Genomic DNA, 12442 nt, shown 5'->3' with positions numbered 1-12442 from the left:
TGTACAAGGTGAGTTGAACCGTTGTCAGTTCTTGGTGACTGCCAGTCCCCTGCTGAAACCGCCGGTGAAATCTTCCGGCATGTCCCCGCCGAACTGCTGGGCGAACTCCTGCGGAACGGTGTCTGGAACAGCAACCCCTTCGGCTTCTGCCAGCCGGTCGCTGACCTCCCGGAGCATGATCGACAGCGGTACATCGAGTGCAGAGCAGATAGAGGACAGCAGCTCCGAGGACGCTTCCTTCTGGCCCCGTTCCACCTCGCTGAGGTAACCGAGGGAGACCCTTGCGCTGTGGGAAACTTCCCTGAGCGTGCGGCCCTGGCGCTGGCGGACGTCACGGAGGACGTCTCCGATCTCGTGGCGTAAAACGACCATCTTGCGCTCCTTCGGCTTACGTTGCGGGTCTTCTGCCAACCCCACATCCCGCCAACGGATAACACCGTTCACGGATACGGGTTGCTTTACCATGTGTATCGCCTAACTCCCTTGTGCTGGCCGCTCTCGCCGCCGTCTGCTTTTAAGCCTAGCCCGTCTTGCTTCTCCGCGCTGGACACTATTGATAACTATTGCGGAACTCCGTTTGTTCCCGCGGGCTCGAGCTCAAGCGCCTCCGTGAGCAGCATCACCGCAGCCGCACATGTTGCCTCCCGGATCTGGCCCCTGCTTCCGTGGAAGCGATATTCCCGGACCGTGCTGATGAATGCCGACACCACGCCGATGAAGACAGTGCCCACCTCTTTCCCTTCATGCGCTTCCGGTCCTGCCACACCGGTGGTGGACACGCCGATATCGGCGCCACAGCCGTTCCTGGCACCCATGGCCATCTGCCTCGCTACCTCCGCGTCGACGGCGCCCACACGCTCCAGAAGTTCTGGTTCAACACCGAGCAGGGCTGCCTTCACGTCCCGGTGATAGGACACGACGCCGCCGCGCAGCACGGTCGAAGCCCCCGGAACCGAGGCGAGGGCGGCTGCAACCATCCCGGCGGTCAATGATTCTCCCGTGGCGATGGTGAGCCCGCGCGCCTGCGCGAGGAGCACAGCCCGCTCGGGCGCGGACCCGCCGAACCCGCCTGACGTCCCAGCGCCGGAAGTCACAGTGCGGAGTTACGCGCCGAGCGCCGCAGACGGACAGCCTGCATCACATAGTCCGCCCCGGTCACCACGGTGATGGCCAGGGCAGCCATCATGACGACGACGGCGGGCCACCACGCCCAGTCGCCGAGCGCCGGCACCAGCAGGTAGAGGAAGATAGCCAGCGTTTGAACGACGGTCTTCAGCTTGCCACCACGAGAGGCGGGCATGACTCCATAACGGATGACTGCGAACCTGAGCAGGGTGATCCCGAGCTCGCGGACAAGGATGACGATGGTCACCCACCACCAAAGCTCCCCCAGCGCGGACAGGAGAATCAGAGCGGAACCGATGAGCAGCTTGTCCGCGATCGGGTCCGCAATCTTCCCGAAGTTTGTGATGAGGCCGCGGCTGCGTGCGAGGTCGCCGTCGAGCTTGTCCGTGTAGATTGCCACCGCGAACGTGGCTACCGCGAGCCAGCGGTAAAGCCCGCCGTCGCCGGAATCGGCCAGCAGGAACCAGACGAAGAACGGTACCAGCAGGATTCTCACGACCGTCAGCACATTCGCGACGTTCAGGACTGGTACCGCTCCAGCGTCAGAATTACTCACGGCTCAAGGCTACCTGCCTGTCAGCTCCCAGGCGTCTTCGGTGCCGTCTTCGTCGTTGTCGTTGTAATCCACGGCTTGCGGACGCGTTTCCAGGTCCTCCGCGACCAGGTCCGCGGGACCGCCCGGCTGGTAGCGCGGCTGATCCGTGTCCGGCGCTGCGGCCGGCGCAGGTGCGTCATCGCCCCGCATCGCGGCGAGAACCGGACCGAGGTCATCGGGCTTTACGAGGACGTCGCGCGCCTTGGATCCTTCGGATGGGCCGACCACTCCCCTGGACTCCAGCAGGTCCATCAGGCGTCCGGCCTTCGCGAAACCCACGCGGAGCTTGCGCTGAAGCATCGACGTCGAACCGAACTGCGTCGTCACAACAAGCTCCGTCGCCTGCAGCAGGACCTCGAGATCATCCCCGATGTCGTCGTCGATCTGCTTCTTCGGTGCTTCCACCGCCACGTCATCGCGATAGACGGCTTTCAACTGTTCCTTGACGTGTTCCACCACGCGGTGGATCTCCGACTCGGTCACCCAGGCACCCTGGACACGCATGGGCTTCGACGCACCCATGGGCAGGAAGAGTGCGTCGCCCTGCCCGATCAGTTTCTCGGCGCCCGGCTGGTCGAGGACCACCCGGGAGTCAGTCACGGACGACGTCGCGAATGCCATGCGGGACGGCACGTTGGCTTTGATCAGGCCGGTCACGACGTCCACCGACGGCCGCTGGGTAGCGAGCACCAGGTGGATGCCCGCTGCCCGGGCCAGCTGGGTGATCCGGACGATTGAGTCCTCGACGTCACGCGGGGCGACCATCATCAGGTCCGCCAGCTCGTCGACCATCACCAGCAGGTACGGGTACGGCCGCACCACGCGCTTGGAGTCCGGCGGCGGCACAACCTTGCCGTTACGGACCGCCTTATTGAAGTCGTCGATGTGCTTGTAGCCGTAGTTGGCGAGGTCGTCGTAGCGGGTGTCCATCTCACGGACTACCCATTGCAGCGCTTCCGCTGCCTTTTTGGCGTTGGTGATGATCGGCGTGATCAGGTGCGGGACGCCCTCGTAGGCGGTGAGTTCCACCCGCTTGGGGTCGATCATGATCATGCGGACCTCATCCGGGGTGGCCCGCATGAGGATGGACGTGATCATCGAGTTCACGAAGGAGGACTTACCAGCACCGGTGGCACCCGCGACGAGCAGGTGAGGCATCTTGGCGAGATTCGCGACCACGAATCCGCCCTCGACGTCCTTGCCGACGCCCATGACCATCGGGTGGTCCGTCTTGCGGGCATTGCCGGACCGGAGGACGTCACCCAGTGAGACAGTCTCGCGGTCTGTGTTCGGAATCTCGATGCCGATGGCGGACTTGCCCGGAATCGGCGACAGGATGCGCACGTCCGAGCTGGCGACTGCGTAGGAGATGTTCTTGGACAGCGCCGTCACACGCTCCACCTTGGTGCCCGACGCCAGTTCGATCTCGTAGCGCGTCACCGTCGGTCCGCGTGAGAACCCGGTGACCTTTGCATCCACGTTGAACTGCTCAAGGGTGTGGGTGAGGGCGGCAACGACCGCGTCGTTGGCCTCCGATCGTTCCTTGGGCGGAGTCCCTGGCGGCAGGTAATCCGAGGGCGGCAGCGTGTACGTCACGTCGCCGGCGAGGGAAAGCTGCTCGGTGCGCTGCGGGATCGGTGTGGTGGGAGCCTGGGGCTGAACCGGATTGGACGGGACCGGGGCGGGCTGGGCGGCCGGCGCGCTCGCCGCCGGAAGTACGGACATGGCTTCGGTTGCAGGTTCTGCCTCCCCCAGCCCGTGATTGCGCTTGATCTTCTCGGTGGCGAGCTCCTGCTGGGTGGGTCGGCGCACACCCGGGGGAACGGACGGCGATGAGGCAGTGTCGCCGTCGTCGTCGAGCACTGCGCGTTCGAAGGCTTCATCGCCCACGTAGCCGTCCAGGTCATCATCCTGGTCCGAGTTCTTCTTCCCGAACAGGCGGGACTTCTTCCTGGGTTTGGTCGCCGCGCGTTCGCGGTCGGACAGGTAGCTCTGATCGTGATCGTCGCCGTCCGCGCTGCCCTCATGCAGGTCCTGTCCCATGAGGTGTTCGTAGAGCTGGCGCAGCCGTGACGGAATGTGGCGGAACGGAGTGGCCGTGACGATGAGGATGCTCACGAACACCAGGAAGGTGAGTACCGCGGCAACAGGCCAGACAGAGAGGATCGCAGCGGCGGGTCCGGCAACCAGGCAACCGATGACACCGCCGGCCTGCCACAGCGCGTTCAGTCCCGCGGCGAGCTCGGGCTGCCCGCCCACCAGGTGGGCGATGCCCGCGCCCGCGAACGTCAGAACGGTGAGCCCGATGCCGATCCGGTTGTTGGCACGCGGGTTCTCCGGGTACCGGAAGAGCCGTACTGCGCCAATCAGCAGGACAAAGGGCAGCAGCAGCGCCATCCAGCCCACTGAGCCTCCCGCAACGGCATGCACGACGCCGGCAACCGGCCCGGGCAGCGCCCACCACTCAACGGTGGCAATGGCCGCCGCGCACAGGAAGAGAAAAAAACCCGTGCCGTCCCTTCGAAGGTCCTTCTGCGGCTGCACATCGTGACCGAACTTCCGGATGGCGCCCGCGACAAGATGGGCCAGGCCCATCCAGAAACCACGGACGGCCCGCAACGGCAGTGGCAGCTTCTCTTCCGCTGCCGGCAGCGGTTGGGTCTTGCTTGTGCCTCGCGCAGTTGAGCCGCGCGCGGCCGCCGAGGTGCTGCCGGAGCGCGGCTGCTGGGAACCTCGCGGCTTCGGAGCCCGCGGCTGTGAACCTCGCGGCGCTGTGGGGGAAGTACGAGTCGCCATACCCGCTACGGTACCGGACCGCACCCGGAGTTCCCGGGATTAGCGCGCCCGTCAGGCTTCAAGCACAACCGGAATGATCATCGGGCGGCGCCGGTAGCGACGGTTGACCCAGGTCCCCACAACCCGGCGAACGACCTGCTGCAGCTGATGCGCCGTATGATCCTTGTTGCTCATGACCGCTTCTGCCAGTGCGCTGCTGATCTTCGGCTTGATGTCATCGAACACAGAGTCATCTTCGGCGAAGCCGCGCGCGTGGATGTCCGGGCCGGAAACGATCGTCCCCGTGCTGCGGTTGACCACCGTGATGATCGAGATGAAGCCTTCCTCACCGAGGATGCGCCGGTCCTTCAGATCGGCGTCGGTGATCTCGCCGATGCTGGAGCCGTCCACATAGACGTAACCGCACTCGACTGCGCCGACGATCCGGGCGACGCCGCCCGAGAGGTCCACCACGGAGCCGTCGTCGGTCTGGAGGACGTTTTCCACCGGGACACCGGTCTGGATGGCGAGCTTCCCGTTGGCGATAAGGTGCCGGGTTTCACCGTGGACGGGCATGACGTTCTTCGGCTTGAGGATGTTGTAGCAGTAGAGCAGTTCACCGGCAGCCGCGTGACCGGACACGTGCACCCGGGCATTGCCCTTGTGGATGACATCGGCACCCAGCTTGAGGAGCCCGTTGATGACCCGGAAGACGGCATTCTCGTTGCCGGGGATGAGCGAGGAGGCAAGGATGACCGTGTCCCCCTTGCCGACGGTGATCTGATGGTCCCCGTTGGCCATGCGTGAAAGCGCAGCCATCGGCTCGCCCTGTGATCCCGTGGACATCAGGACCACCCGGTCGTCGGGAAGGTTGTCCACGTTCTTGACGTCGACCAGGATTCCGTCAGGTACGCGCAGGTATCCCAGCTTGGCGGCGATCGTCATGTTGCGCACCATGGAGCGGCCTGCGAAGCAGACGAACCGGCCGTGGGCCGCCGCGGCGTCGAGCACCTGCTGCACGCGGTGGATGTGTGAGGAGAAGGATGCGACGATGACACGCTTGCTCACCTGGCCGAAGAGCCGGTCCAGCTCCGGACCGATCTCACGCTCAGCGGTGGTGAAACCGGGAACATCGGCGTTGGTGGAGTCAACCATGAACAGGTCGACGCCCTCTTCTCCCAGCCGTGAGAAGGCGCGCAGGTCGGTGATACGGCCGTCAAGCGGCAACTGGTCCATCTTGAAATCGCCCGTGTGCAGCACAGTGCCGGCCTCGGTGCGGATGAAGACGGCAAGCGCGTCAGGGATGGAGTGGTTGACCGCGATGAACTCGCATTCAAAGGGCCCGAACTGCTCGATCTGGCCTTCGGCGACGGTGAGCGTGAACGGCTTGATCCGGTGTTCCTGGAGCTTCGCCTCAATCAACGCAAGCGTCAGCTGGGAACCGATCAGCGGAATGTCGTTCTTGAGGCGCAGGAGGTACGGCACTGCACCGATGTGATCCTCGTGTCCGTGAGTGAGCACCAGGCCCACGATGTCATCCAGGCGATCCTCGATGTAGGAGAAATCGGGCAAGATCAGGTCGACGCCGGGCTGGGTCTCCTCGGGGAACAGAACTCCGCAGTCCACGATCAGCAGCTTCCCGCTGATTTCGAAGACGGCCATGTTACGGCCGATCTCACCGAGGCCGCCCAGCGGAACCACCCTGAGCGTTCCCTCGGCGAGCGGTGGAGGCGGAACGAGTGCGCTTCCTGCGACTTCTGTCATGGGTCGGCCTTCCGGATGCTAGCGGGTTGAGCCCGCGGAAAAGTCCCAACCCGCCTCGGCGAGGTGAGTGAGTACCGGTTCCATCTCGACGGCGGTGGGCTCGACCAGCGGCAGCCTCACCACGGAGTTGGCCAGCACACCTTGCATCCGCAGGATCTGCTTGGCGGAGACCGCGCCCGGGATATGCGTCATGACGGCGCGCACAACGGGGTCCAGGTCGAAATGGATCTTCCGTGCCGTGGCTAGGTCACCAGCGGCCAGTGCGTCCACGAGGGACCGGAACTGCACCGTGGCAACGTGGGCGCTGACGCTGACGACGCCGACGGCGCCGGCTGCCATCCACGGCAGCGTCAGTCCGTCGTCGCCGGCGTAGACGTCCAGGGCAGTGTTGGCAAGCACGCGGGTCACCGCTGCGTAGTCTGCCTTCGCATCTTTCAGCGCGAGGATCTTCGGATTGTCGGCCAGACGGATCATGGTCTCCGTGCTGATGGGGATTCCAGCCCGGCCCGGAATGTCGTAAATCATGATCGGCAGGTCCGACGCGCCGGCAACGGCATCGAAATGCGCCAGTACGCCCGCCTGGGTGGGCTTGTTGTAGTACGGGGTCACAACCAGCTGCGCGTCTGCGCCGGCGCGCTGCGCGCGCTGAGCCATCTCGACGGAGTGCGAGGTGTGGTTGGTACCGGTACCGGCAATCACTTTCGCGCGGCCACCGACAGCCTCCGCGACCACCCGAAACAGGTCTTCCTTTTCCTGATCCTCCAGGGTGGAGGTTTCACCCGTAGTCCCCGATACGACGAGGCCGTCGCACCCATCCTCGACCAGGCGGACAGCCAGCGCCGCCGTAGCATCAAAGTCCACTGCGCCGTCAGCGGTGAACGGTGTCACCATCGCGGTGACGAGGGAGCCGAATGGGAGCGGGCGAATGTCGGAGGCAGCCATGGATCAAACTTACCCGCTGCGGCAGGCGTGAGAACATTCCATCATGGCCATCACACAAACCCCGGGCCGGCTCAGCGGCATTGACGCGGCCAGGGGCATCGCCCTCTTCGGCATGATGTCCACCCACGTTTTTCCGCTCTATGTGGAGGGGACCTCGGAGGCATCGTGGATAGGTGCAACTTTCTCCGGGCGATCCTCGGCCCTGTTCGCGCTCGTCGCAGGAATCGGGCTGGCGTTGCTCAGCGGCGGCAGCAGGATGCACGACCGCGCCGGTATCTCCCGAGACCGGCGCGGGATTGCGGCCCGAGCGGTCGTGATCTCGATGGTGGGACTGATGCTGGGGGGGCTCGAAACCAATATCGCAGTGATCCTCTTCCATTACGGCATCCTGTTCCTGATGGCGCTGCCGTTCATCGGGATGCCGTTGCGCAGGCTCTGCTGGTGGGCGGCCGGGTGGACGCTATTGTCCCCGGTCGCGGCTTTTCTCCTGCGTCCCTGGGTTGGAACCAACATCAATCCCTCCGACCTCGACGGCAACCCTGCGCTTGAGCATTTCGTCCAGCCCGTGACCCTGCTCGCGGACATCCTCGTGACCGGCTACTACCCGGCGCTCCAGTGGCTGAGCTACCTGCTACTGGGCATGCTGATCGGTCGGCTGAACCTGAGGTCATTCGGTGTGCAGGCCGGACTGCTTGTTGCGGGCGTCGGGCTCGCGGGACTGTCAAAGTTCGTCAGCGCTTCCCTGCTGGGACCGCTGGGCGGGCTGGCCGTGCTGCTCGAAACTCCCCAGGGCCGGCGTTACGACATTGAAGCCATGCTGCCGGTGAGCCTCACCGGCATCGACCAGACCGGAACCTGGTGGTGGTTGGCGGTCAGCGCCCCGCATTCCGGGACGCCGCTCGATCTGATGCATACCGCCGGAACGGCCGCAGCCGTCGTCGGGCTGTGCCTTCTGGTAACCAGGCGGCTGCAGTGGCTGCTTCTGCCGCTCTCGGCTCCCGGCGCCATGACACTGACCCTGTATTCACTGCATATCTGGATCATGAGCATTGTCGACCAGCAGGAGGTCCCGCTGGATCCGGCGCCGGTGTACTGGGCCCAGGCCGCTGTATTCATCGCGGTCGGGCTGTTGCTGCGGAAACTGGGCGCTCGCGGTCCGCTGGAGTATGTGGCAGCCGGAGCCAGCGACGTGGCCCGGTCGGCGGGCGCTGTCCGGAACCGTTAGTCAGTCCGGCCTGCCGCGAAACAGCTTCGCCGCATGCCGCATGCTGCGGCGCGCACGGGTGCGGTCCCCGGCGGCGTCGTACGCGCAAGACAGCCGAAACCAGGAACGCCAGTCGCCCGGATTTGTCTCCGCGTCCGCCTGGTAGGCCGGGAACTGGGCGTCCGCTGCCTCACGGACAATCCGGCCGGCCGGTGTCCGGGGGAGGTCATCAACGGGCAATCCTCCCTCTGTGTGCAGCGCAGATGCCATCCGCTCGGTCTGGGCGCCGAACGAAAGTTCACGAATCAGCGCCCACGCTCCGATCAGCGGAAGCAGGAGGTACGCAACCCCGAGGGCTTTGGCCACCGGTTCCGGGTCTGTCAACAGAATGACGCTCCGCTGCAGCGCCACAATCAGCCAAAACGCAAGCAGTACAGTGACGAAAACCACGCCTGTTTTGACGCGGTGTTGCTTCAGGAAGTTCACGGCACGCCTCACGCCTGCAGGTCCAGGTAGCCGTCCAGTCCAACCGTCAAGCCGGGATGGGAACCCACTTCCCGGACTCCGAGGAGAACGCCGGGCATGAAGGACTCACGGTGGAACGAGTCATGACGGATTGTCAGCTGCTCTCCGATCCCGCCGAACAGTACCTCCTGGTGCGCCACCAGACCTCGGAGCCGTACGGAGTGAACCCGGACGCCATCAATATTGCAGCCACGCGCGCCGTCCCTGGACGAACGGGTGGCGTCAGGGCTGGCAGCAAGTCCGGCTTCGGCGCGGGCTTTGGCGATGAGCGCCGCTGTTCGCTCAGCGGTGCCGGACGGGGCGTCCACCTTGTCCGGGTGATGCAGTTCGATCACCTCGACCGACTCGAAATACTTCGCTGCCCGTGCGGCGAAAGCTGTCGCCAGCACGGATCCGAGGGCAAAGTTGGGCGCGATGAGCACACCCACCTGCGGGTTGTGCCCCAGCAGATCCTGAAGCCGGCCGAGCCGCTCCGGGTCCCAGCCGGTAGTGCCCACAACCGCGTGGATTCCATGTTCGACGGCGAAGGCAACGTTCTGCTCGGTGCTGTCCGGAACGGTGAGGTCAACCACAACCCGGGCTCCGGCCGCCACCAGCTCCTCAAGCCGGTCATTCCTGCCAAGCGCCGCTACAAGCTGCAGATCACCGGCGGCATCGATGACCTTCACGGCCTCGGATCCCATCCGTCCGGACGCGCCGAGCACGGCAACAGGAACAGGTTGTGTCATGAATTCAAGAATAGTGTCAGCCATCCGCTCCGACCCATTCGACGTCGCCGTCCGCGAAGAACTGCTCCTTCCAGATCGGCGCTCGTTCCTTGACGGTATCGACCAGCTCGGTGCAGGCGGCAAAGGCTTCTCCGCGGTGGCCGGAGGCAACGGCAGCGACCAGGGCCGGATCCCCGATCTCCAGCGGACCGGTGCGGTGCGCCACCCAGATGCGTACGCCGTCGTACTTCCCGGCGACCTCCGTGGCGATCTCGGCAATCACGCTGCCTGCGGAAGGGTGGGCACTGTAGCCCAGCCGGTCAACCTGCCGCCCGCCGTCGTGATTGCGCACCACGCCGCCGAAACCGACGACGGCACCGCAGTCAGCGGAACCGACGACGGCCAGGGCATGGTTCAGGTCGAGCGGCTGGTCGGAGACTCCTGCGTGGAGAACGGTGCTAGTGCTCATGACTTCCCTCCAGTTGTGCACAGATGTGATCGAGGATGGGTTCCAGAACGTCCAGGCCGTCCTGCACGGCTTTCGGTGAACCCGGAAGGTTGATCAGGAATGTGCTCTCCGCGACGCCCGCGTGACCGCGGCTCAACGCCGCCATGGGTGTCTTCGCAGCGCCGGCCCGGCGTACTGCTTCCATGATCCCGGGCAGGGACCGGGTAAGGAAGGGATCGGTGAGCTCGGGGGTGACATCATCGGCGCTGAGTCCGGTGCCTCCGCTGGTGATGAGCACCGAAGGTTTCCCGGCGAGGCACGTCGTCAGCGCGTCGCGTACGGCATCACCGTCCGGAACCACTTCGGCCCGCTGCACGGCATAGCCTTTCGCGACCAGCCACCGCTGGATCAGGGGCCCGCACTCGTCCTGGTAGACGCCCGCCGCCGCGCGGGTCGACGCGATGATCAGCGCCGCGGTCCGTTGCTTGCTCATGCGACCCAGTCCCCGCTCTTGCCGCCTGATTTCGCCAGCACCTTGATATCCGTGACGACTGCGTGCTTGTCCACGGCCTTGATCATGTCGTACAGCGTGAGGGCAGCAACTGATGCCGCGGTCAGCGCCTCCATCTCCACGCCGGTCACCGAGGTGGTCTTCACCGTTGCCTGAATGACGACGGCGCCACCCTCCGGCGTGAAATCAATCGTCACCTTGCTCAACGGCAGCGGATGGCACAACGGGATCAGTGCCGACGTCTGTTTTGCCGCCATAATCCCCGCTACCCGGGCTACAGCGAGTGCATCGCCCTTCGGAAGATCGCCGTCGGCAATGAGCGCAAGCACGCGCGGCGTTGTCCGCAGGATGCTCTGCGCGGTCGCCTGGCGGGCGGTTACCGCCTTCTCGGAAACATCGACCATGTGCGCCGAACCGTCCTCACGGACGTGGGTGAGCCGGGAGTCAGGTGTGGTCATGTCAGCGCCTCTCTATTGGGGTTGCTGGGATGAAGCGGTTGGGTGCCTCCGCGGAGTTCGCCCAGCAGCCACACGGCGACCGGCGTTCCCGCCTCCACCGTTCCCGTACCGGCCGGCAGGTGTACAAGCGCGTTCGATGCCGCGAGGGCGTGCAGCAGGTGGGAGCCCGGCCCGCCAAGCAGCGTGACGTCGCCGATCCCCTCCCCCTGACCTGACCGGTCCGTGTAGATGCCGCGACGGACCTGGTGCTTGGCTTCGGGTGACTGGACGTCCTCGGTGAGCCGTGCCGGCAGGCAGACACGGTTCCCGGGGATCCCCGTCACCGTGCCTAGCGCCGGGCGGAGAAACATTTCGAAGGAGACCAGGGCGCTCACCGGGTTGCCGGGGAATCCAAGGAACGGCACCCCGTTGATGGTGCCGATCGCCTGCGGTCCGCCCGGCTGCATCGCCACCGAAAGGAACTCCACGCTGCTGTCAGCCAGGGCCTGCTTCACGACCTCATAGGCGCCCTGGCTGATTCCTCCGGTGCTCAGGATGAGATTGACCGGCCGGCCGATGTTCTCGAGAGCGCCCCGCAGCTCCTCCGGGTTGTCAGCCACCACGCTGTGCCGCTGCACCTGCGCGCCCGCTTCCTCCAGCGCCGTCGTCAGCAGTGTGGTGTTGGCATCGAAGATGCGGCCGGGCGCCAGCTCCGTTCCGGGTTCCTGAACCTCGTCTCCGGTGCTGAGCAGAAGGACAAGGAAACGCGGGCGCACCGGCACCGTCGCCAGCCCACAGGCCGCGGCCAGTCCGAGCTGGGAGGGCCCCAGCAGGGTGCCGGCTTCGAGGGCAACGCTCCCCGCTTCCAGGTCACTGCCGGCACGACGGATGAATGAGCCTTCCTGGGCCACCGGCAACTCGACGGTGAGGGCCGGCTCCCCGCGGTACTGTCCGGCAGTGGGAAACTGCGGGGGCACCGCCTTCTCTATGGGCACGACGGCGGCTGCACCTTCCGGAATCATGGCTCCCGTCATGATGGGAGCCGCGTGACCCGGCTCCAGGGCAGCGGGCTCGGCACCAGCCGGCACCGGGGGCGCGACCGCGAGATGAAGCGGCCCGATGCCGGCGAGATCATCGCCGTGAACCGCGTAGCCGTCCATCTGGGAGTTGTCGAACGTAGGCAGGTTCACCGGGGACAGGACGTCCCCGGCGAGCACCCGGCCACGCGCAGCTTCCAGCGACAGTGTTTCCGGCGCCCCCTCGGCGAAGGCGCTGCTATAGCGCAGCAGCCCGAGTACGGCCTGCTGGTGTTCTTCTACTGATCGTGTCATTACGCCCCGTTGTATCAACCCGCCCTGACATTTGTGGTGCGGCATCAAGAGCCGCAGCTATCAGCCTAGCCGCGTGAG

The 12442-nt window shown here is 65.4% G+C and carries 13 protein-coding genes; 1 reads left to right on the top strand and 12 read right to left on the bottom strand.

The annotated features are described in order from the left end of the window. Positions 1-24: 24 nt before the first annotated feature. From JOD47_RS14500 to dapA, 6 genes are all read right to left on the bottom strand, one after another. On the bottom strand, positions 25-465 hold the full coding sequence (locus JOD47_RS14500) for a helix-turn-helix domain-containing protein (RefSeq protein ID WP_239548115.1): 441 nt from the start codon (positions 463-465) through the stop codon (positions 25-27). A gap of 95 nt (positions 466-560) precedes the next feature. After that, the gene (locus tag JOD47_RS14495) at positions 561-1094 is read right to left on the bottom strand and encodes a CinA family protein (protein WP_204535303.1); all 534 of its coding nucleotides are present in this window, start codon (positions 1092-1094) and stop codon (positions 561-563) included. Further along, positions 1091-1681 (bottom strand): CDP-diacylglycerol--glycerol-3-phosphate 3-phosphatidyltransferase, encoded by a 591-nt coding sequence (gene pgsA, locus JOD47_RS14490; protein ID WP_204535301.1) that lies wholly within the window; start codon positions 1679-1681, stop codon positions 1091-1093. The genes JOD47_RS14495 and pgsA overlap by 4 nt, the downstream gene beginning before the upstream one ends. Positions 1682-1690: 9 nt before the next feature. After that, complete coding sequence (locus tag JOD47_RS14485; RefSeq protein ID WP_204535298.1) at positions 1691-4516, bottom strand: FtsK/SpoIIIE family DNA translocase; 2826 nt, start codon at positions 4514-4516, stop codon at positions 1691-1693. Positions 4517-4567: 51 nt separating this feature from the next. Then, positions 4568-6259 carry a ribonuclease J gene (locus JOD47_RS14480; RefSeq protein WP_204535296.1) on the bottom strand — a complete coding sequence of 564 codons (1692 nt, stop codon included), beginning with the start codon at positions 6257-6259 and terminating at the stop codon, positions 4568-4570. An 18-nt stretch (positions 6260-6277) separates the two neighbouring features. After that, the gene (dapA, locus tag JOD47_RS14475) at positions 6278-7201 is read right to left on the bottom strand and encodes a 4-hydroxy-tetrahydrodipicolinate synthase (RefSeq protein ID WP_204535294.1); all 924 of its coding nucleotides are present in this window, start codon (positions 7199-7201) and stop codon (positions 6278-6280) included. A 43-nt stretch (positions 7202-7244) separates the two neighbouring features. On the opposite strand from dapA, the gene JOD47_RS14470 reads away from it, so the two are divergent. After that, on the top strand, positions 7245-8426 hold the full coding sequence (locus JOD47_RS14470) for a heparan-alpha-glucosaminide N-acetyltransferase domain-containing protein (RefSeq protein WP_204535292.1): 1182 nt from the start codon (positions 7245-7247) through the stop codon (positions 8424-8426). Here JOD47_RS14470 and JOD47_RS14465 read toward each other — a convergent pair whose 3' ends face one another. Genes JOD47_RS14465 through JOD47_RS14440 form a run of 6 tightly spaced genes read right to left on the bottom strand, consistent with a single transcriptional unit; the run spans position 8427 to position 12364 of the window. Further along, positions 8427-8891 carry a hypothetical protein gene (locus JOD47_RS14465; RefSeq protein ID WP_307836309.1) on the bottom strand — a complete coding sequence of 155 codons (465 nt, stop codon included), beginning with the start codon at positions 8889-8891 and terminating at the stop codon, positions 8427-8429. Between the two features lie 8 nt (positions 8892-8899). Continuing rightward, positions 8900-9658 (bottom strand): 4-hydroxy-tetrahydrodipicolinate reductase, encoded by a 759-nt coding sequence (dapB, locus tag JOD47_RS14460; RefSeq protein WP_204535288.1) that lies wholly within the window; start codon positions 9656-9658, stop codon positions 8900-8902. Between the two features lie 16 nt (positions 9659-9674). Then, on the bottom strand, positions 9675-10106 hold the full coding sequence (locus JOD47_RS14455; protein WP_204535286.1) for a molybdenum cofactor biosynthesis protein MoaE: 432 nt from the start codon (positions 10104-10106) through the stop codon (positions 9675-9677). After that, positions 10096-10578, bottom strand: a complete 483-nt coding sequence (locus JOD47_RS14450) for a MogA/MoaB family molybdenum cofactor biosynthesis protein (protein WP_204535284.1) — start codon at positions 10576-10578, stop codon at positions 10096-10098. Before JOD47_RS14450 ends, JOD47_RS14455 begins: the two co-directional genes overlap by 11 nt. Beyond that, positions 10575-11054, bottom strand: a complete 480-nt coding sequence (gene moaC / locus JOD47_RS14445; RefSeq protein WP_204535281.1) for a cyclic pyranopterin monophosphate synthase MoaC — start codon at positions 11052-11054, stop codon at positions 10575-10577. The genes JOD47_RS14450 and moaC overlap by 4 nt, the downstream gene beginning before the upstream one ends. Next, positions 11051-12364, bottom strand: a complete 1314-nt coding sequence (locus JOD47_RS14440) for a molybdopterin molybdotransferase MoeA (protein WP_204535280.1) — start codon at positions 12362-12364, stop codon at positions 11051-11053. The genes moaC and JOD47_RS14440 overlap by 4 nt, the downstream gene beginning before the upstream one ends. Positions 12365-12442 lie beyond the last annotated feature (78 nt).

The organism is Arthrobacter tumbae (genome assembly GCF_016907495.1).
GTDB classification, from domain to species: Bacteria; Actinomycetota; Actinomycetes; order Actinomycetales; family Micrococcaceae; genus Arthrobacter_D; species Arthrobacter_D tumbae.
Note: the sequence above shows the minus strand (reverse complement) of the source record. Positions and strands in the feature narration are given on the sequence as shown.

Coding starts and splice junctions, on each gene's coding strand:
- JOD47_RS14500 (WP_239548115.1), bottom strand. CDS start 465: ATGGTAAAGCAACCCGTATCCGTGAACGGTGTTATCCGTTGGCGGGAT.
- JOD47_RS14485 (WP_204535298.1), bottom strand. CDS start 4,516: ATGGCGACTCGTACTTCCCCCACAGCGCCGCGAGGTTCACAGCCGCGG.
- JOD47_RS14480 (WP_204535296.1), bottom strand. CDS start 6,259: ATGACAGAAGTCGCAGGAAGCGCACTCGTTCCGCCTCCACCGCTCGCC.
- dapA (WP_204535294.1), bottom strand. CDS start 7,201: ATGGCTGCCTCCGACATTCGCCCGCTCCCATTCGGCTCCCTCGTCACC.
- JOD47_RS14470 (WP_204535292.1), top strand. CDS start 7,245: ATGGCCATCACACAAACCCCGGGCCGGCTCAGCGGCATTGACGCGGCC.
- dapB (WP_204535288.1), bottom strand. CDS start 9,658: ATGACACAACCTGTTCCTGTTGCCGTGCTCGGCGCGTCCGGACGGATG.
- JOD47_RS14455 (WP_204535286.1), bottom strand. CDS start 10,106: ATGAGCACTAGCACCGTTCTCCACGCAGGAGTCTCCGACCAGCCGCTC.
- JOD47_RS14450 (WP_204535284.1), bottom strand. CDS start 10,578: ATGAGCAAGCAACGGACCGCGGCGCTGATCATCGCGTCGACCCGCGCG.
- moaC (WP_204535281.1), bottom strand. CDS start 11,054: ATGACCACACCTGACTCCCGGCTCACCCACGTCCGTGAGGACGGTTCG.
- JOD47_RS14440 (WP_204535280.1), bottom strand. CDS start 12,364: ATGACACGATCAGTAGAAGAACACCAGCAGGCCGTACTCGGGCTGCTG.